Genomic DNA, 23,754 nt, shown 5'->3' on the forward strand with positions numbered 1-23,754 from the left:
ACGGCGGGCCGTTCCGATGCGCAAGGAGAGCGATATGGGTTATGATGCCATCGACTATCTGCCATATGATTTTGCCAACCGGCGTCATATCGGCCCATCCCCTGCCGAGATGGCCGCGATGCTGGCTACGGTCGGGGTGTCCAGGCTGGATGATCTGATTGCCCAAACGGTGCCCGAGAGCATCCGTCAGGAGACGCCTCTTGATTTCGGCAAGGCGCTTTCGGAACGGGAATTGTTGCATCACATGCGCGAGGTGGCAACGCAGAACGAGGTTCTGACCTCACTGATCGGGATGGGGTATCATGGCACGGTCACGCCGCCTGCGATCCAGCGCAACATCTTCGAGAACCCGGCTTGGTACACCGCCTACACGCCCTACCAGCCGGAGATTTCGCAGGGTCGACTGGAGGCGCTGTTGAATTATCAGACCATGGTCAGTGACCTGACCGGGCTGGAGATCGCCAATGCGTCTTTGCTGGACGAGGCGACGGCCTGTGCCGAGGCGATGACCATGGCGCAGCGGGTGGCCAAGTCGAAGGCGACGGCGTTCTTTGTCGATGTGAACTGCCATCCGCAGAACATCTCGGTCATGAAGACGCGCGCCGCACCCTTGGGCATCGAAGTGATCGTTGGTGATGTCGCCGATATGGATGCGGATGCGGTGTTTGGCGCGATCTTTCAGTATCCGGGCACATATGGCCATTTGCGCGATTTTACGGACGATATCGCCCGGCTGCACGCGGCCAAGGCGATTGCCGTCATTTCCGCTGATCCGATGGCGCTGTGCCTGCTCAAAGAGCCGGGCGCGATGGGCGCGGATATCGCGGTTGGATCAACCCAACGGTTCGGGATTCCGCTGGGCTATGGTGGGCCGCACGCTGCCTACATGGCGACCAGGGATGCCTATAAGCGGGCCATGCCGGGACGCATTGTGGGGATCTCCATCGATTCACATGGCAACAAGGCGTACCGCCTGTCTTTGCAAACCCGCGAGCAGCACATCCGCCGCGAAAAAGCGACGTCGAACGTGTGTACGGCGCAGGCGCTTTTGGCGGTGATGGCCGGGTTTTATGCGGTGTTCCACGGGCCGAAAGGCCTGCGTGCGATTGCGCAGCGCATCCATCGCAAGACGGTCCGGATGGCCAAGGGGCTGGAAGCCGCCGGGTTCAAGGTGGACCCTGCTGCGTATTTCGACACGATCACAGTGGATGTCGGCTTGCTTCAGCGCGGGGTGTTGCAGGCGGCTGTGCGCGAGGGGTTGAACCTGCGGGCTGTTGGCAAGACCAAGATCGGCATCACCCTGGACGAAAAATCGCGTCCCGCGACGATCGAGGCAGTGTGGCGGGCTTTTGGGTTGGTCAAGGCGGATGATGATCTGACGCCCGAATACCGGTTGCCTGACGCGTTGATCCGCAAATCCGAATATTTGCAGCACGATGTGTTCCACATGAACCGGGCCGAGACCGAAATGATGCGCTATATGCGGCGCCTGGCGGACCGGGATCTGGCGCTGGACCGCGCGATGATCCCGCTTGGGTCGTGCACGATGAAGCTTAATTCAGCGGCGGAAATGATGCCCGTGAGCTGGCGTGAGTTTGCCGATATCCACCCGTTTGTGCCAGATGATCAAGTGCGGGGGTATCATGCGCTGATCGCGGATCTGAACGCCAAGCTGTGCACCATTACCGGCTATGATGCGATTTCGATGCAGCCCAATTCGGGCGCGCAGGGGGAGTATGCGGGGTTGTTATCCATCGCGGGCTATCACCGCGCCAAGGGTCAGGGGCATCGCAACGTCTGTCTGATCCCGGTCAACGCGCATGGCACCAATCCGGCCTCGGCGCAGATGGTGGGTTGGAAGGTTGTCGTGGTAAAATGCGACGAGAACGGATCGATTGACCTTGAGGATTTCCGCGCCAAGGCAGAGCAGTATTCCGACACTCTTGCCGGGACGATGATCACCTATCCGTCGACGCATGGCGTGTTCGAGGGGACGGTCAAGGAGGTCTGCCAGATCACCCATGATCATGGCGGGCAGGTCTATATCGACGGCGCGAACATGAACGCCATGGTGGGTCTGTCGCGGCCTGGCGATCTTGGCGGCGATGTCAGCCACCTGAATCTGCACAAGACGTTCTGCATTCCGCATGGCGGGGGGGGGCCAGGCATGGGGCCGATTGGTGTCAAGGCGCATCTCATCCCGCATCTGCCCGGTGATCCGTTGACCGGGGAGGGCGCGGTTTCTGCGGCACCTTTTGGGTCGCCATCGCTTTTGCCGATTTCATGGGCTTATTGCCTGATGATGGGCGGTGAGGGGCTGACGCAGGCGACGCGGGTGGCGATCCTGAACGCGAACTACATTGCGACGCGGCTCGAAGGGGCGTTCGACGTGCTTTATCGCGGCGAACAGGGACGGGTGGCGCATGAGTGTATTCTGGATGTGCGTCCGTTCGAGAAATCCGCAGGTGTCACTGTCGAGGATATCGCCAAGCGTCTGATGGACGCGGGGTTCCATGCGCCGACGATGTCCTGGCCGGTGGCGGGGACTTTGATGGTCGAGCCGACAGAGAGCGAGACCAAAGCCGAGCTGGATCGGTTTTGCGATGCGATGTTGGCGATCCGGGACGAGATCCGGGATATCGAAGAGGGGAGGATCGACCGCGAGATCAATCCGCTCAAGCTTGCGCCGCACACGATGGAAGACCTCGTGCGGGATTGGGACAGGCCCTATAGCCGCGAACAAGGGTGTTTCCCCAAAGGCGCGTTCCGGGTGGACAAGTATTGGCCTCCGGTCAACCGCGTCGACAACGCCTATGGCGACAGGCATCTGGTCTGTACGTGCCCGCCGATGGAGGATTATGCCGAGGCGGCAGAGTAAGTATCCGTCACGCGATCGGGATGGGCAGGATTGCCCATCCTATCGCGCAATGGTGCGCGGTCCGGTGAAATTTTCCGACCTGTGCAACCAAAACCGGGGCGCTACGTTCCTTTCCTATGACACACGTATTCCAATTATTGCGACGCCGCATGGCGGGGCGGGGCAGCAAAGTTCATTCGAACGCACAAACCGCGATTCCGGTGGTGACACGGGCGCCCTACCGCGGGGATCTCGCGCTTAAACATGACCGGGCACAGCATCGTCGCTATGCGGCGCATTTCGAGGATCTTCAGAATTGACCAAGCCACTTCTTATTCTGGGCGCGACGTCGGGTATTGGGCGCTGCGCCATGGACGAAGCTGTCCGACGCGGGTTACCGATCCGTGCCTTTGCGCGCCGTGCCGATGCGCTTGTTTCAAGTGACCTTGTGGAGCCGTTTGTCGGCGATGCGCGCTCTGCGACGGACCTTGCCAATGCCTTGCAGGGCGTGCGTGCGGTCATCTATGCGCTGGGCATCACCGAACGGCTGGCGATGTTGTGGGAAGAGGAAACGCTGTTTTCTGACACCACGCGTGTTTTGCTGGATGCGATGGCGGCGGCTGAAGTGTCGCGTTTGGTCGCTGTGACGGGATTTGGCGCCGGGCGCAGCAAATCCGCGATGAGCTGGATTGAACGCACCGGGCATCGGGCGATTTTGGGCAGGCCTTATGCGGACAAGGATCGGCAGGAAGCGCTTATTGCGGACGCGTCTTTGGACTGGACGATTGTTCGGCCCGTGATACTGACCAAAGGGGCGCGGTCCGAGGCGTACAAGGTGCTGCGCGACCCGGCGGAGTGGCGCAATGGTCTTATCTCGCGGGCGAGTGTTGCGCATTATCTGATCGACGCGGTCGAGCAGGGGGTGGATCTTCGCGCTGATGTCGTGTTGACGCGGTAGCGCTATATCCGCGTGGGCAAACCTGCCTGCCTATGTGGGGGGTTCGTCGTCTAGCAAAAAGGACATCGCATCCCGGACGCGGCCCCAAGTGGCGGCATCCGGTGCACAGAGCAGATAGCCGCTGCGCATCTGGGCGCGGTAATCCGTCCCGTCCAGACAGGCCACATGCCCTCCCGCCTGTTTGACGATCAGCGCGCCTGCGGCGTGGTCCCACGGGCTGAGGTTGGAACACAGCACGAAATCGACATGACCCAAGGCCACCATGCGGAACTCATGCGCGGCACAGCGCAACATGTAGAGACGCTGAAACCGGGTCATGAGAGTTGCCATCTGCGGGCGCATTGCTTCGGGCAGGTTGTAGAATGACGCAAAGCCGCTGAGGTCTTCGACTGGCCCACCTTTGGAGACGCTGACAGCCCGCGCAGGGCGGCGGGGGGCGATCACCTGCGCCGGGGTGGTTTCATCGGCGACCAGCACTTCGTCGGTGATGGGATCGTAGATCAGGCCAAACACCGGAACGCCAAATCGGGTCATGGCAAGGATCACGCCAAAGGTGGCCAACCCATGCGCAAAGTTCCATGTGCCATCCACCGGGTCGATGGCAAAGCCCATTTCAGCATCAGCCAGTTGGGCGATTTTTTCTTCTGTCATGCTTTCCTCGCCAACGATCAGAGCGTTGGGGAACATCGACAGCAAGCCGCGTGCGATCATTTTTTCTGCGTCTTTGTCAGCGGCGGTCACCACGTCCATCGGGCCGGACTTTTGATCGATATCCTTGGTGCCAAGGGTGCGGAAGCGGGGCAGGATTTCGGCCTTTGCGGCGCGGCGCACAAGGTTGATGATCTGGGTGCGCTGTGCGGGCGTGAGCGGCGCGGGGATCGTCATGGGCAAGCTATCGGACATGAAACGACTCGATTTTTGTGACGGTTGTCTTGGGGCATGCCAAGGGAATGACCTAAGGGCAAGGCGTTATTGCACTTCATTGGACCGATTGCTCCGGGTGAAACCCGTCACTCCCGGGCGCGCAGCACCTGAGCAGGGCGCGCAGCAAGCGGACGCCACGCGAACACCAATCCCGCGATCAGCGTTGCCAGGACACCCCCCACCACGATGCCAAGCGCGGACGGCCAGACCACTGCAAAGCTGGTGTCCATGATGAATGTCATCACAGCCCAGCTTCCCATAATGCCCGCGCCCAAGGCCACGATGCCTGCGCCGGCACCCAAAAGGCCAGAACGCAGAGCAAAGCTTTGCAAGATGCGCGCGCGGCTTGCGCCAAGGGTTTTTAACACGGCCGCCTCGTAGGTGCGGGCACCTTCGCCCGCGGCGGCGGCTCCGATCAGCACCAGAAATCCGGTTAGCAAGGTGGCAGCGGCCCCCCATCGTACGGCGGCACCGATCCCTTCGAGCAGCAGGCTGACGCGGTCGATCGCGTCACGGACGCTGATCGCGGTGATGTTGGGAAAGGCACTGGCCAGTTCGCGCAGGATGCGGGCCTCGTCTTCGGGGGCGGCGTAGACGGTTGAGATAAACGTGTGCGGCGCACCTTGCAGCGCGTTGGGGGTGAGCGTCATCACAAAGCCCATCCCGGCAGTCGAGAAATCCACATCGCGGAAATTGGTGATGGTCGCAGTGATGTCGCGGCCAAGCACGTTGACGGTCAGTTCATCCCCAAGGTTGAGGCCAATTTCCTCGGCCTCTTCGATTGCAAAGCTGATCTCGGGCGGGCCATCATGATCCGGGGCCCACCATTCGCCTGCGACGATCTGGGTGTTGGTCCCGGGTTCTGACGCATAGGTCAGGCCACGATCGCCGGTGACGACCCAGTGATCGCCCGCCACCTCACGCGCAGGCACGCCATTGATGCGGCTGAGCACGCCGCGCATCATGGGCGCGGTGTCGATCCGGGCGACGGCGGGATCGTTTTCAAGGATCTCGCGGAATTGCGGCATCTGGTCGGGTTGGATGTCGACAAAGAAATAGGCCGGGGCGACCTCGGGCAGATCGCGGTCAATCGCGGTGCGCAGGTTGCCATCGATCTGGCCCACAGCGGCCAACACCGACAGGCCAAGGCCGAGCGACAGAACCACGGGGGCTGCTGCGTCACGCGGGCCGCCGATCGAGGCCAGTGCCCATCGCCAGACCGGGTGGCCTCGGGTGAGTTTTCCAGACCGCTTGGCCAGCCACCGGATGGCGATAGAGGCCAGCACCAGAACGAACAAAGCGCCGATCAGGCCGCCTGCGGTCCAAAGTGTCAGGAACGGGCTGCCTGAAAACAGAGAGGCAACGCCGACCAGCAACGCCAATAGTACCAGCGTCGCAAATACGTAGCGCCATGCGGGCAGGGCACTGGTTCCGTCAAGTGCATCGCGGAACAGCATTGCCGGACGCACATCTTCGGTGCGGGCCAGCGGCCAAAGCGTGAAGACAAGCGCGGTCAGAAGTCCATAAAGCGCCGCCTCGAACAACGGAGCGGGGTGGATCGTGAAGATCGCAGGCACCGGAAGCGATGCACCAATCAGCGGGCCAAACAGGATCGGCACCAATGCGCCCAGGACAAGGCCGATGGAAACGCCCAGAACGCTGAGCACACCGATCTGGAGAAAATAGGTCTGGAAAATCGTTGCACGGGTCGCGCCCAATGTGCGCAGTGTTGCGATCACCGAGGTTTTGCTGGCCAGATAGGCCCGCACTGCCGCCGATACGCCGATCCCACCCACGGCAAGGCCGGACAGGCCGACAAGGATCAGGAATGCGCCCAGCCGTTCGACAAATTGCGCCACACCCGGTGCCCCGTTTCGCGCGTCGCGCCAGCGCAGTCCGCTGTCGGGGAATTGCGCTTCGAGCGAGGTTTCCAGTGCGTCCAGGTCTGGGTTAAGGGGCAAGAGCAGCCGGTATTCGGTTTCATAAAGCGTGCCGGGTTGCAGCAGCCCTGCGTCCCGCAGCGCGTCTGTCGTGACGATGGTGCGCGGCCCCAGAGAAAAGCCCGCAGCGCCGCTGTCGGGTTCGGACACTAGGATCGCGGACAGGGTGAAATCGCTGGTGCCAAGGCGGAAGCTGTCGCCGGGGGACAGGCCAAGACGGTCGGCCAATAGCGGGGCCATGACCGCGCCGGGTTGTCCGCCGGTTCCCGCCAGCGCGTCGGCCAGCGGCATTGCAGGCTCAAGCACCACATCGCCGGTCAGCGGATAGGCGGCATCGACGGATTTCACCTGTGTCAGGGCGCGCTCTGACAGTCCGTCGGGGTCTTTGATCACCATGGAGCGGAAATCGGTGATCTCGGATATGTTGGTCGAAATGTTTTCAAGCCATGCGCGCTCTTCCGGGTTGGCAAAGCGGTAGGTGAATTCCACCGACGCATCGCCGCCTAGCAGGACTGCGCCTTGATCCGCCAAACCTGCTTGAATGGCCGACCGGACAGAGCCGACGCCCGCAATGGCGGCCACGCCTAGCGCGAGGCAGGCGAGGAAGATGCGAAAGCCCTTGAGCCCACCACGCAGTTCCCGGCGGGCAAAACGCGCTGCCGTCGCCAACGCCATTATTCTGCGGCCTTCAATGCGTCTTCGGCGATGTGGCCGTCTGTCAGGCGGATCACCCGGTCACATTTGGCGGCCAATTCGCGGCTGTGGGTCACAAGGACCAAGGTTGCACCATGGCGGTCGCGCAGTCCAAAAAGCATGTCGATGATTGCTTGGCCGTTGACCCCGTCAAGATTGCCGGTGGGTTCATCGGCGAGCAGTATCTCGGGCCGGGTGACAGAGGCGCGGGCCAATGCCACGCGCTGTTGTTCGCCCCCGGACATCTGCGCGGGGTAGTGATCGGCACGGTGGGCCAGGCCCACCGCCTCAAGTTCGGCCTCTGCGCGGCTGTAGGCGTCTTTTTCGCCAGCGAGTTCGAGCGGGGTGGCTACGTTTTCAAGCGCGGTCATGGTGGGGATCAGGTGAAACGATTGGAATACGACGCCCATGTGATCGCGGCGAAAGCGCGCCATCTGGTCTTCGTCCATCGCGGTCAGGTCCTGGCCCAAGGCCAGCACATTGCCGGATGTGGCGTTTTCCAAGCCGCCCATGACCATCAAAAGCGATGATTTGCCCGATCCGGAGGGGCCAATGAGGCCTAAGGTCTCGCCCTTGTGAACGGAAAGCGTTACTCCGTGCAGGATCTCAACCATTCCGGCATTGCCCTTGAGGCTGAGCGTGACATCTTTGAGATCGAGAACAGGTTGGGTCATGGGATACGGAGCTTTTATCATGTTGCAATGGTTCACATATGGGGCTTCGCAGATGTTGAGCAAGGTGCGCATGGGTGTTGTGTGTTTCTGCACAGTCACAGCGGCACAGGCAGACACCGTCGAAGTGCTTGCTCTTGGCGATAGCCTGACCGCTGGGTACGGGTTGATGGACCACGAAGGGTTCGTCCCGAAAATGCGCATCTGGCTCGAAAATCAAGGTCTGGATGTGCGGCTGGTCAATGCGGGTGTGTCTGGTGATACCACCGCAGGGGGCCTGTCGCGGGTGGAGTGGTCGCTCACCCCGGCCACCAAGGGGTTGATTGTTGCGCTTGGGGGCAATGACCTGCTGCGTGGGCTTGATCCGGCGGTCTCGCGTGCCAACCTCGAAGGCATTCTTAAGGTGGCGCAAGAGAACGGTTTAGACGTGCTTGTGGTTGGAATGGAAGCTCCGGGAAACTATGGGCCCGAATACAAGGCCGAGTTTGACGCGATCTATCCCGAGCTTTCACAGACCTACGGCGCCCTGTATTTTCCGCGTTTCTTTGAAGGGCTTTACACCGTTGGTGATACACCAGCAGAGCTGCGCGATGTAATGCAGATGGATGGCATTCACCCCAATGCCGACGGTGTGGATCTTATCGTTGATGCGATGGGACCTGCTGTGGCAGAGCTGATCAAGCGCGCGTCGGAGTGATCTTTCAGGAGTGACGCGAGACTGACGTTTTCGGACCAAGCCCGAATAGATTTACCGGGCGACGCGCACGCCGCCCGTTGAATGCCTCGGCAAGGCTGCGATGGTCTTGGGCCTGATCGCTGTTAGGCCAGCGAGATATTGATCGCCGCTTCACGACCGTCCCGACCCGCTTCGAGGTCGAACGTCACTTTTTGGTTGTCGGCAAGGCCGGTGAGGCCAGACCGTTCAACCGCGGAGATATGCACAAAGACGTCCTTGCCACCGCCATCGGGCGCAATGAAGCCATAACCTTTAGTCGTGTTGAACCATTTGACGGTGCCAGTGGCCATCCGCTCTACTCCTGTCTGTCTTATCTTCCGTCGGGCAAGACGGCACGACGGGCGCTGTCAGTCAAATTCGCGAACTGAGCCGAGACGGAGCAGTGATCGAAATTGGTAACTTTGCGACACAAGTTTTCATGCGATTCCAACCACGACGCAAGAAAAAAGCGGTGTTTTCGTTTTGATGTGAAAGGGGCTTGTCTTAGGGGCAATACGCCCCACCTTTAAACAGTATTTGCCTTGAGGGAGAGCAACATGTCAGGATTGGACGCACGGGTGGCCGCCAAAATGGAACAACAAACGTTGGATGCGCGATATGCTGCTGCACGGGCAGATATCGAGCGAAGCCGTTTGATCGAAAACGGTCAAGCTGGCGCGCTCTTGTTCGCTGCTATGGCCTATGGTGATGCTCTTGAGGAAAATAACCTGTTCCGGACCGCGTCCCACGTTGCAAAGCTTGTGTGCATTGCGGCGGTCTTCATCATACCAAACTTGCTGGTGATCCACGTCCTGCTTTAAATCAGGTGGTTTTTGCGCGGTCCCAATTGGGACTGCGCGATCAGATTTCAGATGTCGGGCGCAAGCGCGTGCTGGCAATATATAACGTGAGCGCGGCGCAAGTTAGGCTGGTCAGAAGGAAGATTATCAGCGCTGTCGAAGCTAGCGTACCGGCCATAAGCGCCGTGGCCGCTGCGATCCAACCAAGAACGCTTCCTCCGATGAACGAAACTGCTGCCATGACCAAGCCCCTTTCCTGTCAGAATGCATGAGGTCTGTTAACAGCCGATTAAGGCGGACGATCATGCGCGCATTGTGGCAGCGGCGTGAAAAACCAGAGGCCTTTGTAGACGGGCCTCTAGCGCAGACAGGGTTTAGAGAACCGTCACCACGGTTCCAATTGGCACACGCTGGTACAGGTCCGTCACGTGTTCATTCAGCATTCGAATACACCCGTTTGATACAGACTGACCTATGGAGTCAGGCGCTGTGGTTCCGTGGATGCGGAAAAATGTGTCTTGGCCGCCTTGAAACAGGTACAACGCCCGCGCGCCCAAGGGGTTCCCGGGGCCGCCGGGTTCGACAAAGTCATTGTCCACGAATTTTGCATAGGTCTGCGGTTCGCGCTCAATCATCTCATTGGTCGGACGCCAGGTTGGCCATTCTTTTTTGACAGCGATTTCGGCGGTGCCCGTGAACTCAAGACCGGCGCGACCGACACCAACGCCATATCTGCGGGCCACACCCGGCTGCGTGACGTGGTATAGAAAATGCGCGCGTGGCAGGATCAGGATCTGGCCGGTGGCCACATCGGCTTTGATCCGCACGTTTTGCGGCATGTAAATCGGGTTGATTTTAAAGCCTTGCGCCGCGGCGATGCTGGGCGCGGCTAATCCTGCGGCAGTCGCAGCAAGGAAGTGTCGTCTGGAAAACATGGGCAGCACTCGTCCTATTCGTTCGTGGCTCGTGACGCGTGGCGTCGGCGAAACCTTGCCACCGGTTGGATTGAAAACAAATGTTGCACCAAGTGGATTTCCGCAGTGCGCCCGGAAATTGCGGCGCAAAAGTCACAAAAGAGCATAATATCACTCAAAAGTGTTTGCGATCTCTTTCGTTCTTGGGCCTCACGCAACGAAAAAGCCGCCCAAACGCTATTGCGTCTGGGCGGCTTTGAAGCCGAACTTCGGGCGTGGCTTATGCCAGCGACAGGTTGATCGCGCTTTCACGACCGTCACGGCCGTTTTCGATGTCGAATGTTACTTTCTGATCATCGCTGAGGCCTGTAAGGCCCGAACGCTCTACGGCGGAGATGTGAACGAATACGTCCTTGGAGCCGCCATCGGGTGCGATGAAGCCGTAACCTTTTGTGGTGTTGAACCATTTCACTGTGCCAGTGGCCATGTGAAGTTTCCTTGTGTTTTCCGTTGCCCGCGATATGCGGCAACCCGGCAAAGTCACGTCTGGATCGAAAGCTGCGTGCCGGAGTCGGAAAACAGTAGGTCGAGTAGAAGATCGTTAGCCCTTCTTGTATGACAGGATTCCGCCTTTTCCACAAGAAAATTTTGCGCACAACACTTGGGCACGCGGGGGCTTGCTGATGCAGTATATGGAACATATGTCATGTCTCGAATGTAAGAGGAAGCCGCGATATGCCCGGAATGAAACTCACCTGCCTTGAGTGCGGTCAGGTCAATCGTGTGCCCGTGGACCGGCTGGGGTCGGGCCCCAAATGCGGCACCTGTGGGACATCGTTGATGTCGGGAAAAGCGGTCGAGGTGGACTGGGCCACTCTGCAAAAGGCTGCGCGTAATGATGACGTGCCCTTGGTGGTCGATTTCTGGGCGCCTTGGTGCGGACCTTGCAAGATGATGGGGCCTGAGTTTTCCAAAGCAGCTGGCACGCTCAAGGGGCGCGCGCGGTTGGTCAAGCTCAACACCGAAGACCATCCGAAATCCAGCCAAGCCTACGGCATTCGCGGAATTCCGACGATGATCCGGTTTTTGGGCGGGCGTGAGGCTGCACGGCAATCAGGGGCGATGCGCGCAGACCAGATTGTTGGTTGGGTGGGGTAGTTTTCTGCCTGTTGGCATTCGGGCAGTAACCTGTACTCTTGCTGCACAAACAGCAGGGAGAGCGCTATGGGTTGGCTGATAACGGGTGCGCTGATGGGCATTGGTGGCACAGTCGCCATGGATATCTGGGCCCAGGTTATGCGGCGGATCACCGGGCAGCCGTTGCCAAATTGGGGTAATGTGGGCCGTTGGGCGGCACAGGTCCCGAAGGGCAAGGTGTTTCACGATGATATCGGCACGGTCGCACATGTTGAGTCCGAAACCGCGATCGGATGGGCGGTGCATTACGGTGTTGGCATCATCTACGGCATTCTGTTCCTTGTGATTGCCGGTCCCGGCTGGCTTGTGGACGCCGCGTTTCTACCGCTCTGGGTGTTTTCGATCCTGACCATCGCTGCTGGATGGTTTCTGCTGCAACCCGGCATGGGCCTTGGCTGGGCGGCCAGCAAGACAGGCAATCCGTGGCGGGTGCGTGTCATGGGATTGGCGGCGCATACCGCGTTCGCCTTGGGCATGTGGGCCGTGGCGTTGACGGTCGGTGCGCCGGGGTAGGGCGCGGAAACCTATGACGCTCGCATGCTTGTGCTGGTGACGCAATTGACCGGTTCAGATCGCAGGCCGGGCAGATGCCCGGCCATTCGTGAACGTTCTGGATCTACCGAGCAAATTTTTTGAACTTCACCCGCTTCGGCTCTAACGCATCGGCACCCAAACGGCGCTTCTTGTCTTCTTCGTAGTCTTCAAAGTTGCCTTCGAACCATTCCACATGCGCGTCGCCTTCGAACGCGAGGATGTGGGTGCAGAGACGATCGAGGAAAAAGCGGTCATGCGAGATGACCACCGCGCAACCGGCGAAATCGGCGATGGCGTCTTCAAGTGCACGCAATGTTTCGACGTCCAGATCGTTGGTCGGTTCGTCGAGCAGCAACACGTTGCCACCCTCCTTGAGCAGCCGTGCCATATGCACCCGGTTGCGTTCACCGCCCGAAAGCAGCCCGACTTTTTTCTGCTGATCGCCGCCTTTAAAGTTGAAAGACCCGCAATATGCGCGCGAATTGACCTCTGCATCCCCAAGGTTGATAATCTCGGCCCCGCCGGAAATCGCCTGCCAGACGGTATCATCTGCGTTCAGATCGTCGCGCGACTGGTCGACATAAGCAAGCTGTACGGTGTCACCGAATGACACGTCCCCATCGTCGGGCTGCTCGTGCCCGGTGAGCATTTTGAACAGCGTTGATTTACCCGCACCGTTCGGGCCGATCACGCCAACGATGCCGCCGGGGGGCAGGCTAAATGACAAATCCTCGATCAAGAGCTTGTCGCCCATCGCCTTTTTCAAATTATTGACTTCAATCACCTTTGCCCCGAGGCGTGGACCATTCGGGATGATGATCTGCGCACGCCCAACGCGTTCGCGTTCTGATTGCCCCGCCATTTCTTCATAGGCATGAATACGCGCCTTGGATTTGGCTTGGCGCGCTTTTTGTCCTTGCCGCATCCATTCCAGTTCGCGCTCCAGCGTCTTTTGCTTGGCCTTGTCTTCGCGCGCCTCCTGCTGAAGCCGCTTGGCTTTTTGATCCAACCAACTGGAATAATTGCCCTCGTAAGGAAGGCCCCGGCCGCGATCGAGTTCGAGAATCCATCCGGTGATCGAATCAAGAAAGTACCGATCATGGGTGACGATCAGGATTGTGCCTTTGTATTCAATAAGGTGGTTCTGAAGCCACGCGATGGTTTCCGCGTCGAGGTGGTTGGTTGGTTCGTCCAGTAGCAGCATCTCGGGCGCTTCGAGCAGCAGCTTGCACAGTGCAACGCGGCGCTTTTCACCGCCTGACAGAGACGTCACATCCGCATCATCCGCAGGACAGCGCAACGCCTCCATCGCGACGTCGATCTGGCTGTCGAGATCCCATAGGTTGTTGGCGTCAATCTCGTCCTGAAGGTCGGCCATTTCATCAGCAGTTTCATCGCTGTAGTTCATCGCCAGTTCGTTGAAGCGGTCCAGCTTGCCCTTCTTCTCAGCGACGCCCAGCATCACGTTTTCACGTACGTTCAGCGCCGGATCAAGGTGCGGTTCCTGCGGCAGGTAGCCCACCTTGGCACCTTCGGCGCACCACGCCTCACCGGTAAAGTCGGTATCAAGACCGGCCATGATCTTGAGCAAGGTTGATTTGCCCGCGCCGTTGACGCCGACCACACCGATCTTCACACCGGGGAGAAAGTTCAAGTGAATGTTTTCAAACGTCTTCTTGCCACCGGGATAGGTCTTGGAGACCCCGCTCATGTGGTAGACATATTGGTAGGAGGCCATGATCGCGTTCCTTTGAATTTCGGTTTTGCCGAGGGATACACGTGCAGGCGGACCCGTGCAATCACGCGTGTTCAGGGTTTGTTTGGAATTGGTGGTCTAACGTGGGCGCGTCATTGTTCCGAAGTGTGATTCACGCCGTCATGCCAGCCGATGGCTCATAATCCTTGGGGTTCACGCCCTCTATGGCCGCCATGTTCACGCCGTATGCGTTTGGATCGGACCGGCGTTGATGATGGGGATAGATGCCGCAGAACGTGCAGACGCAGTGTTATGCCGTAATTGTGCCAAAACTGTAGAGCGTAAGAGAGTTTGCGCCTTTGTCATTTTCTGCCGACGCGCGGGATACTGGATCTCGTCAGCGGGTAGGTGGCTTCTGGGTGTGGCGGATGCCCATGGGTGCGGTCCCAATAGCGTGTCCCACCAAGTTTGATCCAAATCGGGATTGTCAGGGCAAGCCCGATCACGAAACCGCCGACATGGGCCCAATACGCAACGCCACCTTCATCCGCAGGGCTGCCAAACCCACCAAAAACCTGCATGGCAAACCAAAGGCCGAGCATGATCCACGCAGGGATGGGGAAAATCCGAAAGATGATCACAAGGATGATCAAAATGTCGACCTTGGCCTTGGGAAACAAAAGCAGATATCCCCCCATGATCCCCGCAATCGCCCCCGATGCACCGACGGTCGGCACCGGCGATCCCGGCGCGCTGAGATAATGAACGAACCCGGCGCCCAACCCGGCGGCAAGGTAGAAAACGCTAAACCCCACATGCCCCATCTCGTCTTCCAAGTTGTCGCCAAAAATGAACAGGAACAACATGTTGCCGATCAGATGCATCCACCCACCATGCAAGAACATCGAGGTCAGAAAACCGCCCCACCCCTGTCCATCGGACACGAGTGCCGGGATCAGTGCCCAGTCGAAGTAGAAACGCATGATCTGTTGGTCGCTTTGCATCAGCGGCCAATAGCTCAGGAAAATGATCACATTCGCGGCAATCAGCGCGTAAGTGACATAGGGCGTGCGCCCTGACGGGTTATGATCGCGGATCGGGAACATAGCGCGACAGTTGGCGCAAAGCGGCGGCGCGTCAAGTCGCGCCGCTCAGAAGCTGTGCGTTTCCCCCTGACGCCGTGGTGTCAACACAGACATGGCGTTCATGGCAGGCATGCCCGGTGTCAGGCATCCCGGTGATCAGGGGCAGGATTGGCCCCGCGCGATGGGCTAGCGCGCGGCGCAAGGGACGCGCCGTATCAGCATCGCCCCACCAAAGAACACCGGCGACTGGCATATGGGACAGCCAATCGGGTGCGACGTCGCCTTCACTGATCACGGCCGCCCCGCCAAGAGCGGTAATCGCCTGCGCCTGCGCCTGTGCCGCCTCGCGCCCCGGTCCGAGGCATAGGATCGGACCGCGCGCCACTGCGGTCAGGACGTTCGATTCCCCCGTGGGGCCAGGCAGGGCCGTGGTGCGGACAGGGGTGTTCCCAGGGAGCGCAGAAAGTGCTTTGATCAGGCGAGGCTGGGTGTCTTGATCGGTCCAGGCGGATGCCTTGGCCGCCGCCGGATGACGGCGGAACCGCGCAAGGTAATTGGGACCACCCGCCTTTGGTCCAGTACCGGAAAGCCCCTCGCCACCAAAGGGTTGGCTTCCGACAATGGCCCCGATCTGATTGCGGTTCACATAGATGTTGCCCGCCTCGATCCGGTCGGACACATGCTGCACCCTGTCATCAATACGGGTTTGCAGGCCAAAGGTCAGGCCATAACCCGTGGCGTTGATCGCGTCGATCACCGCGTCGATGTCTTTGGATCTGAAGGTGGCAATGTGCAGGACGGGGCCAAACACTTCGCGCTCCATGTCAGCAATGCCGTTTATCTTGATAAGGGTCGGCGGCACGAATGTGCCCCCGCCCGGTAGGGGCAGGCGGTGCAGCACGCGGCCTTGGGCCCCAGCGGCATCGACATACGCGACAATGCCGTCGCGCGCGTCTGTGTCGATGGCAGGGCCGACATCGGTGCCATAGGTCCATGGATCGCCGATCACCAACGCGTCCATCGCCCCGATGAGCATCTCTGTAAATGATTTGGCAATATCTTCCTGTACATAAAGGCAGCGGAGAGCAGAGCAGCGTTGACCTGCGGATTGAAAGGCGGATTCGACAATGGCTTGGACGGCCTGTTCGGGCAGGGCGGTACTGTCCACGATCATGGCGTTCAAGCCCCCGGTCTCCGCAATCAATGGAGCACCTGGGTCAAGGTGATCAGCCATACTACGATGGATGATCTGCGCAGTGTCGGTTGATCCAGTGAACGCCACGCCATCGACGGCGGGGTTTGATGTGAGTGCGGCACCCACATCGCCTGCGCCGGGCAGGAGTTGGAGGGCATCGCGCGGAACGCCCGCCTCGTGCAGCAGCTCGGTTGCGCGCTGGGCAATGAGCGGCGTTTGTTCAGCCGGCTTGGCAAGGACTGCGTTTCCGGTGGCAAGCGCGGCGGCCACTTGGCCTGTGAAGATCGCAAGGGGGAAATTCCAAGGGCTGATACAGGCAAACACACCTTGCGGGGCCGGACCATCAGCGCGAGCCGCGTAGTAGCGCAGGAAATCCACAGCTTCGCGCAGTTCGGCAATTGCGTCGGGCAGGGATTTGCCCGCCTCACGGGCCAGTAGGGCAAAGAGTTCGCCGTAATGTTCCTCAAACAGGTCGGCGGCGCGGTTTAGGATATCACTTCGGTCCTGTGCGCATGCCGACCAAGGCGCTGCGACGGTGCAGGCCATAGCCACAGTCTCTGCGGTTGCCCATGTCACTTTGCCAACGATGTCGTTGGGCCGGGCCGGGTTGGTTATTGCATCGCTGGTGCCACTTTTGGTTTGCATTGCGACCAGAGGCGCGGCAGTCCAATGTGCCGTGGCAAAGGGTTTTCGGGCATTTTCAATCGCAATGCGGGTTGGGCGATGGGTCACATCCCACCCTTTGGAGTTTGGACGTTCGGGCGCGAACAGGTCTGGCCCAGTGGGTAGTTGTGGCAAGGCCAAAGCATCGAACGGATCGGCGGCAACCTCTGAAGGCGGCACCTCGGTATCGACGATCTGATTGACAAAGGAACTGTTCGCGCCGTTTTCCAGCAAGCGGCGAACAAGATAGGCCAGCAGATCGCGATGCGCTCCAACCGGCGCATAGATGCGGCAGCGCGTACCTTCGCCCTTCATGACGATATCGTGCAGCGCTTCGCCCATGCCATGCAGTCGCTGGAATTCAAACGCGGTCGGGTCTTTGGCCATGTGCAGGATGGCAGCCACGGTATGCGCGTTATGGGTGGCAAATTGCGGGTAGATGCGATGCGACATGCCCAACAATTTGCGGGCGTTGGCGATATAGCTGATGTCGGTGTGGTGCTTGGCGGTGAACACCGGAAAGCCGGACAGGCCCGCGACCTGCGCGCGTTTGATCTCGGTGTCCCAATAGGCACCTTTGACCAGCCGGACCATGATCTTGCGATCGAGCCGTTCGGCAAGGGCATATAACCAGTCGATCACATGGCCCGCGCGCTGCCCATAGGCCTGTACCACCACGCCAAACCCGTCCCAACCCTTGAGCGACGGTTCGGACAAAACTGCCTCAATCACGTCAAGCGATATGGACAGGCGGTCTGATTCTTCGGCGTCGATGTTCAGGCCGATGCCAGCGGAGCGCGCCAGTTGCGCCAGCGTGCGCAGGCGCGGCACCACTTCGTTCATGACGGTGTCGTGTTGTGCTTCTTCATAGCGCGGGTGCAGTGCCGACAGCTTGACCGAGATGCCCGGATTGTCGCGGATGTCTTTGGATGAAGCGGCCTCGGAAATGGCGCTGATCGCGCGGGAATAGGACAGGTGATACCGCCGCGCGTCGCTTTCCGTGCGCGCCGCTTCTCCCAGCATGTCATAGGAATAGGTATAGCCCTTGGCCTCCATCTTGGAGGCACGGATCATGGCCGACTGGATGGTTTCGCCCAGCACGAATTGCGCGCCCATTTCCTTCATCGCGCGGCCCACGGCGGTGCGGATCACCGGCTCTCCCAAACGCTTGATCGCCCCGCGCAGATGGCCGACAGGGCCGGGCGTATCGTCCTGCAAAACCTTACCTGTCAGCATCAGCGCCCAGGTCGAGGCATTCACCAGCGGAGACGTGCTTTCGCCCAGATGGCTGGCCCAGTTCGACGGCGCGATTTTGTCCTCAATCAGCGCGTCGATGGTGGCTGCATCGGGCACGCGCAACAGCGCTTCGGCCAAACACATCAGCGCGATGCCTTCGTCGGTGGATAGGCCGTACTCGCTGAGAAAGACTTCCATCAATCCGGGGCGCGAATCCGCACGAATGGCGGTGACGAGCGTGGTTGCACGCGAAGTGATGGCAGCGCGGTCCATTTGCGTCAGACGGGCTGTTTTGCGCAGGTGCGCAAGGGTTTGAGCCTCTGGTGCATAGGTGGTGTTGTCAATCAGGGGGCGCAGGTTAGGAATCTCGTCGCGGGGCATGGCACTCTCCGGTCATTTCCCCTAAGTTACACCCGAAATGGCGGATCAAGTTCCGGTTTTGATGACACACTCGACGCGTTTGAACTAATTTTTGGCGAGATTGAAGGTGATATGGATATTTTTGATCTGGACAGATTCGACCGGGCGATCTTGCAAGAGATGGCGCGGGACGGGCGAGTGTCGATCACCGAACTGTCGCGGCGGATCGGGTTGTCGAAATCCCCCACGCAAGCGCGGCTGCGGCGGCTTGAAGAGGTGGGTGCGATTCAGGGATATCGCGCTTTGCTTGATCCGATCCGGCTTGGGCTGGACCACATCGCCTTTGTTGAAGTGAAGATGACCCAGACCCGTGAAGCAGCATTGTCGGCCTTCAATGAGGCGGTCACCAAGATACCCGAGATTGAGCAGGCGCATTTGATTGCCGGAAATTTCGACTATCTGCTCAAGGTGCGCACCGCAAATATGCGCAGCTATCGCAAGGTTTTGGCCGAAAAAATCTCGACCTTGCCGCATGTGGCCGCCACATCGACCTATGTGGCAATGCAGGCGGTCAAAGAAGACACGTTCGGGAACGTGACTTGACCTGTGCAGCGCAACACGGCCTTATTGGTTCATGCGATCCTTAATTTCAGCCCTTGCTATATGTGCAGCACAGTCCGTCGCTGCGGATGGTTGCCCGGTGGCACCGGATCATTCGGTTGCCCTTGACCAACTGTATTCCGAGGTCCAGCGCGCACCTAACGAAATGATTGCACGCACGTTTTCAAACAAGATGTGGGACTTTTGGCTTGAGGCCCCGGACGAGCCGTCGCAGTCGATGTTGGACGAGGCGCTTCGGGCGATGCGGGTGGGCGATTACCTGCGGGCGCTTGATCGGTTGGATAGCCTCGTATCTTACTGCCCGTTTTATGCCGAAGGCTACAATCAGCGCGCGTTTTTGCATTTTTTGCGTGGGGATTATGCGATGGTATTGCCCGACATTGATCAGGCCATCGCGTTGAACCCACGGCATACCGGAGCCCTGACTGGCAAGGCGCTGACCTTGATCGAACTCGACCGTGCCGTTGAGGCGCAATTGGTCCTACGGGATGCAGTGGCCCTGAACCCATGGCTGAGCGAGCGCTTTTTGATCACAGAGCCTGAGGGCGACGATCTTTGACGCCATTTGGCATGCCAGCCTGCGCAGAACCCATTGTTTTCACCTGATCCCCCGGCTAGAGATAAGACATGCGGGCGTGATGGAATGGTAGACATATCGGACTTAAAATCCGAAGGCCTTAGCGCCGTGTGGGTTCGAGTCCCACCGCCCGCACCATTTTTGTTTGGCCTACCGCCTTCGGCTACTTGAGGCCGGTGTGGTTCGAGGTTTGTCCTCTCACCTGCACCACTGTATTTACGTTCCAAGTTCCCTGACGCTTTTCGTGTAATGGGAATGCGCATGCCCAATATGAGGGCAAAGCAGAAAATCTCTTGCTGAAAACTGGATCAAGGCTTGACAGGCCAGCACTGTCGTTCACTCTGTACCAATATCAAATTGGTTTGCTTTGGAGCATGCCGGGACGCAAAAGGAATTCCCAGAAGTGCGCGAGGAAAGCGAAGCCAACACATGTTCAGACGCATCCGGCGGCGGAGCGTTGCTAGTTTTGCACGATCTTGTCCTGCGGTTTCGTGGTCAGACGAATGACGTGGTCGATCGCGTTTCGCTGACGGTTCGGCGGGGCGAAGTCTTGTGCGTGGTTGGGGAATCCGGATGCGGCAAAAGCGTGACGGCAATGGCCTTGATGGGATTACTGCCCAAGGATTCGACGCGCATTTCCTCAGGAAAATTGACAATTGGCTCAAATCATTTTGATTTATCGAAAGATGCGTTGCCAGCCGACATGCGCGGCAACACTGTTGCGATGATCTTTCAGGAACCGATGACCTCTCTCAATCCGGCGTTTCGTATAGGGGATCAGATCGGCGAGGTTGTCTTGCGGCATTGCGGTGGCACGCGGGCAGAGGCGATGACCCGCGCCCAAGAGATGCTGACCCGCGTTGGCATTGCGAACCCCGCGCAACGGCTGATGGAATACCCGCACCAATTGTCCGGTGGTATGCGTCAAAGGGTGATGATCGCTATGGCGCTTGCCAATGACCCGCAGATCCTGATCGCAGACGAACCCACCACCGCACTTGACGTAACAATTCAGGCGCAAATCCTCGATCTTATCCGCGACTTGCGGGACGACACGGGGATGGGCGCCATTATGATCACCCATGACCTGGGTGTGGTGGCCGAAATTGCCGACAGCGTTGCCGTGATGTATGGCGGGCAAGTTGTTGAACAGGGGCCCGTGGCCGAAGTCTTTAGCAACCCGCACCACCCCTATACGATTGGTTTGATGAGCGCGATGCCCCGGCTGGATCGGCCTGGCGGGCGATTGGCTATTGTACCCGGCACTGTCCCCACGATTGGCAATATGCCCAAAGGGTGCCGGTTCCGGTCGCGCTGTGCCTTCGCCACGCGGACCTGCGAAACACGTCCAGCTTTGGCTTCTGTTGCCGAAGCGCACGAGGTCGCTTGCCACTATGCGCCGTTGGAAGCCAATGTGGCGGTGTCGGTATGACCAAGGATGTCATTCTCGAAGCGGTGGATGTGGTCAAACACTTTGGCGACGGGGGCAGTTGGCTGTCGCCTTCGCCGGTGGTTCAGGCGGTGGACGGCGTGTCGCTTCAGGTGCGACGCGGAGAGACCTTTGCCATCGTTGGTGAAAGCGGATGTGGCAAATCTACGTTGGCGCGGTTGCTCATGCGGTTGTTGACGCCGACAGCTGGGACCGTACTTTTTGACGGGCACGAGATCAGCGCAACCAAAGGTGCTGCGTTGAAAAAGCTGCGCGGCGAGATGCAGTTCATCTTTCAGGACCCGTTTTCATCGCTCAATCCGCGGATGACCGTGGGCAAACTCGTCGGCGAACCGCTTGAGGTGCACGCACCCGAGTTGAATGCGCAAAGTCGTCGTGATCGAATTGCTGATCTGTTGCGCAAGGTAGGGTTGCGCCCGGAACATGCTGGCCGTTACCCGCACGAGTTCAGCGGTGGCCAGCGACAGCGCATCGGCATCGCGCGCGCTTTGGCGTCAGAGCCCAAGCTTATCATTGGGGATGAACCGGTTTCCGCGCTGGATGTGTCAGTGCAGGCGCAGGTGATCAACCTTTTGGGTGATCTGTCCCGCGATCTTGGTTTGACGCTGGTTATCATTGCACACGACCTTGGCGTGATCCGCCATATGAGCGACCGCGTCGCGGTAATGTATCTGGGCCGGATTGTTGAAAGCGGCACAACTGCCGAGGTGTATGCCAATCCCCGGCACCCCTACACGCAAGCTCTTTTGGCGTCGATCCCGTCTATGACGGGCGCAGAGCCGGCCGGTCGTGCGGCTGTTCTTGGCGAAATGCCGAGCCCCTCGGCGCCGCCATCGGGCTGCCGCTTCCATACACGCTGCCCCTTTGCGCAGGAGCGCTGCAAAACCGAAACGCCGGTTCTGAAAACATCTGATACGGGAGACCATCACGTGGCTTGCCATTTCTGGGAGACCCTCGCGCCCGCGGTCCAACCCATTCCGACACTGCATCAATCCAAGGCCACAGAAGCCCGGTTCGCCCTGTATCGCGCTGCGACAGAGGGCGGGACCGTCACCCATAAAACGCAAAAATCCACAGAGAGGACCTGACCTATGTCACACCTGAAGACCGTCATGATCACCGCGCTGCTTGGCGCCACGGCATTGACCGCCAGCCCGGTTGTCGCCAAAGACCTGCGCATCGCCCTGCAATCGGATGCAGACGTGCTGGACCCGGACCAGTCGCGCACATTCGTGGGGCGGATCGTTTATGCGTCGCTATGTGACAAGCTGGTGGATATCACGCCGGACCTCGAAATCATTCCGCAGCTTGCGACCGGATGGACCACGTCCGAGGACGGCACCGCGATCACCATGCAATTGCGCGAAGGTGTGGTGTTCCACGACGGTACGCCCTTCAATGCCGAGGCGGTTGCGGCCAATATCGAACGGTCGCAAACTCTTGACGAGTCGCGGCGCAAGTCGGAACTGGCGTCGATCACGTCGACTGAGGTGACCGGCGCGTACGAGATCGTGCTCAATCTTGCGGGCCCCGATGCAACGCTCATGGCGCAGCTTGCCGACCGCGCCGGTATGATGGTGTCGCCAACCGCGGCGGCCGCAGCTGGTGCCGATTTCGGGCTCAACCCGGTCTGTTCGGGCCCCTTCAGCTTTACCGAGCGCGTGGCGCAGGACAAGATCGTCTTGTCCAAATTCGATGCCTATTGGAATGCCGACGCGATAAACTTTGACAGCGTGACCTTCCTGCCAATCCCGGACACAACGGTTCGTCTGGCGAACCTGCAATCGGGTGACATCGACATGCTCGAACGTTTGTCGGCAACCGATCTTGCGCAGGCCAATGGGGATTCCAGCATCGTCGTCGATAGTGCAGTTTCGCTTGGGTATCAGGGCATCACCTTCAATATCAACAATGGCGAAAAGGGGGATAACCCGTGGGGCAATGACAAACGTCTGCGTCAGGCGCTCAGCCATGCGATTGATCGGGACGCGTTGAATCAGGTTGTTTTTGAAGGCGCGTTTGCGCCGGGCAACCAGTCTTTCCCGTCGACGTCCCCGTGGTACAACCAGTCCCTGCCTATTGAGCCGAGCGATATCGAAAAGGCCAAAAGCCTGTTGGCCGAAGCTGGCTTTGCCGAGGGGATTGAGCTTGAGGTTCAGGTGCCCAACTCGACCGAACCGCTTGCGGTGATGCAGGTGGTGCAGGCGATGGCGGCAGAGGCTGGGATCGACATCAAACTGACCTCCAAGGAATTCGCGACACTGTTGTCCGATCAATCCGCTGGCGATTACATTTCCAGCCAAATCGGATGGTCAGGCCGGGTCGATCCGGATGGCAACAACCACCAGTTCGTGACCACGGATGGCGGGATCAACGATTCCAAGTTCTCGGATGCCAAAGTGGATGAGCTGATGAACGCCGCGCGGATTGCGCCGACGGTTGCCGCGCGCAAGGCACTTTACGATGAGGCGATGGTTACAATGCTCGATGAATTGCCGCGCCTGTTTCTTTATCACCAGAAATGGATCTGGGCCTACAGCGACAACATGAAGGGCTTCACACCCTATCCTGACGGCATGATCCGTCTGGAAGGCGTCACCTGGGAGGAATGATCCTCTTGTATCCGCGCCGCTGTTTCCGGCGGCGCGGGATTTCGGTCCAAGGGGTC

Annotated in this window: 21 protein-coding genes and 1 tRNA gene; 12 read left to right on the forward strand and 10 right to left on the reverse strand. The window is 59.4% G+C overall.

Features of this window, described 5'->3' with window-relative positions; genetic code table 11:
* Positions 1-34: 34 nt before the first annotated feature.
* Positions 35-2,878, forward strand: a complete 2,844-nt coding sequence (gene gcvP, locus ACSHXH_RS01370) for an aminomethyl-transferring glycine dehydrogenase (protein WP_435669952.1) — start codon at positions 35-37, stop codon at positions 2,876-2,878.
* 295 nt (positions 2,879-3,173) lie between these two features.
* A complete protein-coding gene (locus ACSHXH_RS01375; RefSeq protein WP_435669953.1) occupies positions 3,174-3,815 on the forward strand; it encodes an NAD(P)-dependent oxidoreductase in 642 nt (213 codons plus the stop codon).
* 30 nt (positions 3,816-3,845) lie between these two features.
* Here the strand turns inward: ACSHXH_RS01375 and ACSHXH_RS01380 are convergent, their stop codons facing one another.
* The 3 genes from ACSHXH_RS01380 to ACSHXH_RS01390 form a co-directional block, all read right to left on the reverse strand.
* The gene (locus ACSHXH_RS01380; RefSeq protein ID WP_435669954.1) at positions 3,846-4,718 is read right to left on the reverse strand and encodes an inositol monophosphatase family protein; all 873 of its coding nucleotides are present in this window, start codon (positions 4,716-4,718) and stop codon (positions 3,846-3,848) included.
* Positions 4,719-4,825: 107 nt separating this feature from the next.
* Positions 4,826-7,354 (reverse strand): ABC transporter permease, encoded by a 2,529-nt coding sequence (locus ACSHXH_RS01385; RefSeq protein WP_435669955.1) that lies wholly within the window; start codon positions 7,352-7,354, stop codon positions 4,826-4,828.
* Positions 7,354-8,046, reverse strand: a complete 693-nt coding sequence (locus tag ACSHXH_RS01390) for an ABC transporter ATP-binding protein (RefSeq protein WP_435669956.1) — start codon at positions 8,044-8,046, stop codon at positions 7,354-7,356. Before ACSHXH_RS01390 ends, ACSHXH_RS01385 begins: the two co-directional genes overlap by 1 nt.
* Before the next feature lie 19 nt (positions 8,047-8,065).
* On the opposite strand from ACSHXH_RS01390, the gene ACSHXH_RS01395 reads away from it, so the two are divergent.
* Complete coding sequence (locus ACSHXH_RS01395; RefSeq protein WP_435669957.1) at positions 8,066-8,740, forward strand: arylesterase; 675 nt, start codon at positions 8,066-8,068, stop codon at positions 8,738-8,740.
* A 122-nt stretch (positions 8,741-8,862) separates the two neighbouring features.
* Here the strand turns inward: ACSHXH_RS01395 and ACSHXH_RS01400 are convergent, their stop codons facing one another.
* A complete protein-coding gene (locus tag ACSHXH_RS01400; protein ID WP_435669958.1) occupies positions 8,863-9,069 on the reverse strand; it encodes a cold-shock protein in 207 nt (68 codons plus the stop codon).
* A 246-nt stretch (positions 9,070-9,315) separates the two neighbouring features.
* Between ACSHXH_RS01400 and ACSHXH_RS01405 the strand changes: the two genes are divergently transcribed.
* The gene (locus ACSHXH_RS01405) at positions 9,316-9,579 is read left to right on the forward strand and encodes a hypothetical protein (RefSeq protein WP_435669959.1); all 264 of its coding nucleotides are present in this window, start codon (positions 9,316-9,318) and stop codon (positions 9,577-9,579) included.
* 40 nt (positions 9,580-9,619) lie between these two features.
* Here the strand turns inward: ACSHXH_RS01405 and ACSHXH_RS01410 are convergent, their stop codons facing one another.
* The 3 genes from ACSHXH_RS01410 to ACSHXH_RS01420 form a co-directional block, all read right to left on the reverse strand.
* Positions 9,620-9,799, reverse strand: a complete 180-nt coding sequence (locus ACSHXH_RS01410; RefSeq protein ID WP_435669960.1) for a hypothetical protein — start codon at positions 9,797-9,799, stop codon at positions 9,620-9,622.
* Between the two features lie 133 nt (positions 9,800-9,932).
* A complete protein-coding gene (locus ACSHXH_RS01415) occupies positions 9,933-10,493 on the reverse strand; it encodes a L,D-transpeptidase (RefSeq protein WP_435669961.1) in 561 nt (186 codons plus the stop codon).
* Between the two features lie 259 nt (positions 10,494-10,752).
* Positions 10,753-10,959, reverse strand: a complete 207-nt coding sequence (locus ACSHXH_RS01420) for a cold-shock protein (protein ID WP_435669962.1) — start codon at positions 10,957-10,959, stop codon at positions 10,753-10,755.
* A gap of 248 nt (positions 10,960-11,207) precedes the next feature.
* Here ACSHXH_RS01420 and ACSHXH_RS01425 point away from each other — a divergent pair, with 248 nt between their 5' ends.
* Positions 11,208-11,630, forward strand: a complete 423-nt coding sequence (locus ACSHXH_RS01425) for a thioredoxin family protein (RefSeq protein ID WP_435669963.1) — start codon at positions 11,208-11,210, stop codon at positions 11,628-11,630.
* A gap of 66 nt (positions 11,631-11,696) precedes the next feature.
* Positions 11,697-12,182: a DUF2938 domain-containing protein gene (locus tag ACSHXH_RS01430; protein WP_435669964.1), complete on the forward strand. Its 486-nt coding sequence runs from the start codon at positions 11,697-11,699 to the stop codon at positions 12,180-12,182.
* 103 nt (positions 12,183-12,285) lie between these two features.
* Here ACSHXH_RS01430 and ettA read toward each other — a convergent pair whose 3' ends face one another.
* The 3 genes from ettA to putA all read right to left on the reverse strand — a co-directional run bounded on the left by ettA (position 12,286) and on the right by putA (position 18,459).
* Positions 12,286-13,941, reverse strand: coding sequence for an energy-dependent translational throttle protein EttA (gene ettA, locus ACSHXH_RS01435; RefSeq protein WP_435669965.1), 1,656 nt, complete (start codon positions 13,939-13,941; stop codon positions 12,286-12,288).
* A gap of 320 nt (positions 13,942-14,261) precedes the next feature.
* Entirely contained in the window at positions 14,262-15,005 is a 744-nt protein-coding gene (locus tag ACSHXH_RS01440) for a rhomboid family intramembrane serine protease (protein ID WP_435669966.1), read from the reverse strand.
* Positions 15,006-15,036: 31 nt separating this feature from the next.
* The gene (gene putA, locus ACSHXH_RS01445; protein WP_435669967.1) at positions 15,037-18,459 is read right to left on the reverse strand and encodes a bifunctional proline dehydrogenase/L-glutamate gamma-semialdehyde dehydrogenase PutA; all 3,423 of its coding nucleotides are present in this window, start codon (positions 18,457-18,459) and stop codon (positions 15,037-15,039) included.
* 111 nt (positions 18,460-18,570) lie between these two features.
* Here putA and ACSHXH_RS01450 point away from each other — a divergent pair, with 111 nt between their 5' ends.
* From ACSHXH_RS01450 to ACSHXH_RS01475, 6 genes are all read left to right on the forward strand, one after another.
* A complete protein-coding gene (locus ACSHXH_RS01450) occupies positions 18,571-19,041 on the forward strand; it encodes an Lrp/AsnC family transcriptional regulator (RefSeq protein WP_435669968.1) in 471 nt (156 codons plus the stop codon).
* A gap of 97 nt (positions 19,042-19,138) precedes the next feature.
* Positions 19,139-19,618, forward strand: coding sequence for a tetratricopeptide repeat protein (locus ACSHXH_RS01455; protein ID WP_435669969.1), 480 nt, complete (start codon positions 19,139-19,141; stop codon positions 19,616-19,618).
* Positions 19,619-19,688: 70 nt separating this feature from the next.
* Positions 19,689-19,774, forward strand: a tRNA-Leu gene (locus tag ACSHXH_RS01460).
* A gap of 370 nt (positions 19,775-20,144) precedes the next feature.
* A complete protein-coding gene (locus tag ACSHXH_RS01465) occupies positions 20,145-21,068 on the forward strand; it encodes an ABC transporter ATP-binding protein (protein ID WP_435670179.1) in 924 nt (307 codons plus the stop codon).
* Positions 21,065-22,174, forward strand: coding sequence for an ABC transporter ATP-binding protein (locus ACSHXH_RS01470; protein ID WP_435669970.1), 1,110 nt, complete (start codon positions 21,065-21,067; stop codon positions 22,172-22,174). Before ACSHXH_RS01465 ends, ACSHXH_RS01470 begins: the two co-directional genes overlap by 4 nt.
* A 3-nt stretch (positions 22,175-22,177) precedes the next feature.
* The gene (locus ACSHXH_RS01475) at positions 22,178-23,698 is read left to right on the forward strand and encodes an ABC transporter substrate-binding protein (RefSeq protein WP_435669971.1); all 1,521 of its coding nucleotides are present in this window, start codon (positions 22,178-22,180) and stop codon (positions 23,696-23,698) included.
* Positions 23,699-23,754 lie beyond the last annotated feature (56 nt).

The organism is Marivita sp. (assembly GCF_051251565.1).
GTDB lineage: Bacteria > Pseudomonadota > Alphaproteobacteria > Rhodobacterales > Rhodobacteraceae > Marivita.

What these genes read in the sequence shown, in the direction of transcription:
- gcvP (WP_435669952.1), top strand. Translation starts at nt 35, where the DNA reads ATGGGTTATGATGCCATCGACTATCTGCCATATGATTTTGCCAACCGG.
- ACSHXH_RS01380 (WP_435669954.1), bottom strand. Translation starts at nt 4,718, where the DNA reads ATGTCCGATAGCTTGCCCATGACGATCCCCGCGCCGCTCACGCCCGCA.
- ACSHXH_RS01385 (WP_435669955.1), bottom strand. Translation starts at nt 7,354, where the DNA reads ATGGCGTTGGCGACGGCAGCGCGTTTTGCCCGCCGGGAACTGCGTGGT.
- ACSHXH_RS01390 (WP_435669956.1), bottom strand. Translation starts at nt 8,046, where the DNA reads ATGACCCAACCTGTTCTCGATCTCAAAGATGTCACGCTCAGCCTCAAG.
- ACSHXH_RS01395 (WP_435669957.1), top strand. Translation starts at nt 8,066, where the DNA reads ATGTTGCAATGGTTCACATATGGGGCTTCGCAGATGTTGAGCAAGGTG.
- ACSHXH_RS01400 (WP_435669958.1), bottom strand. Translation starts at nt 9,069, where the DNA reads ATGGCCACTGGCACCGTCAAATGGTTCAACACGACTAAAGGTTATGGC.
- ACSHXH_RS01405 (WP_435669959.1), top strand. Translation starts at nt 9,316, where the DNA reads ATGTCAGGATTGGACGCACGGGTGGCCGCCAAAATGGAACAACAAACG.
- ACSHXH_RS01410 (WP_435669960.1), bottom strand. Translation starts at nt 9,799, where the DNA reads ATGGCAGCAGTTTCGTTCATCGGAGGAAGCGTTCTTGGTTGGATCGCA.
- ACSHXH_RS01415 (WP_435669961.1), bottom strand. Translation starts at nt 10,493, where the DNA reads ATGTTTTCCAGACGACACTTCCTTGCTGCGACTGCCGCAGGATTAGCC.
- ACSHXH_RS01420 (WP_435669962.1), bottom strand. Translation starts at nt 10,959, where the DNA reads ATGGCCACTGGCACAGTGAAATGGTTCAACACCACAAAAGGTTACGGC.
- ACSHXH_RS01425 (WP_435669963.1), top strand. Translation starts at nt 11,208, where the DNA reads ATGCCCGGAATGAAACTCACCTGCCTTGAGTGCGGTCAGGTCAATCGT.
- ACSHXH_RS01430 (WP_435669964.1), top strand. Translation starts at nt 11,697, where the DNA reads ATGGGTTGGCTGATAACGGGTGCGCTGATGGGCATTGGTGGCACAGTC.
- ettA (WP_435669965.1), bottom strand. Translation starts at nt 13,941, where the DNA reads ATGGCCTCCTACCAATATGTCTACCACATGAGCGGGGTCTCCAAGACC.
- ACSHXH_RS01440 (WP_435669966.1), bottom strand. Translation starts at nt 15,005, where the DNA reads ATGTTCCCGATCCGCGATCATAACCCGTCAGGGCGCACGCCCTATGTC.
- putA (WP_435669967.1), bottom strand. Translation starts at nt 18,459, where the DNA reads ATGCCCCGCGACGAGATTCCTAACCTGCGCCCCCTGATTGACAACACC.
- ACSHXH_RS01450 (WP_435669968.1), top strand. Translation starts at nt 18,571, where the DNA reads ATGGATATTTTTGATCTGGACAGATTCGACCGGGCGATCTTGCAAGAG.
- ACSHXH_RS01470 (WP_435669970.1), top strand. Translation starts at nt 21,065, where the DNA reads ATGACCAAGGATGTCATTCTCGAAGCGGTGGATGTGGTCAAACACTTT.
- ACSHXH_RS01475 (WP_435669971.1), top strand. Translation starts at nt 22,178, where the DNA reads ATGTCACACCTGAAGACCGTCATGATCACCGCGCTGCTTGGCGCCACG.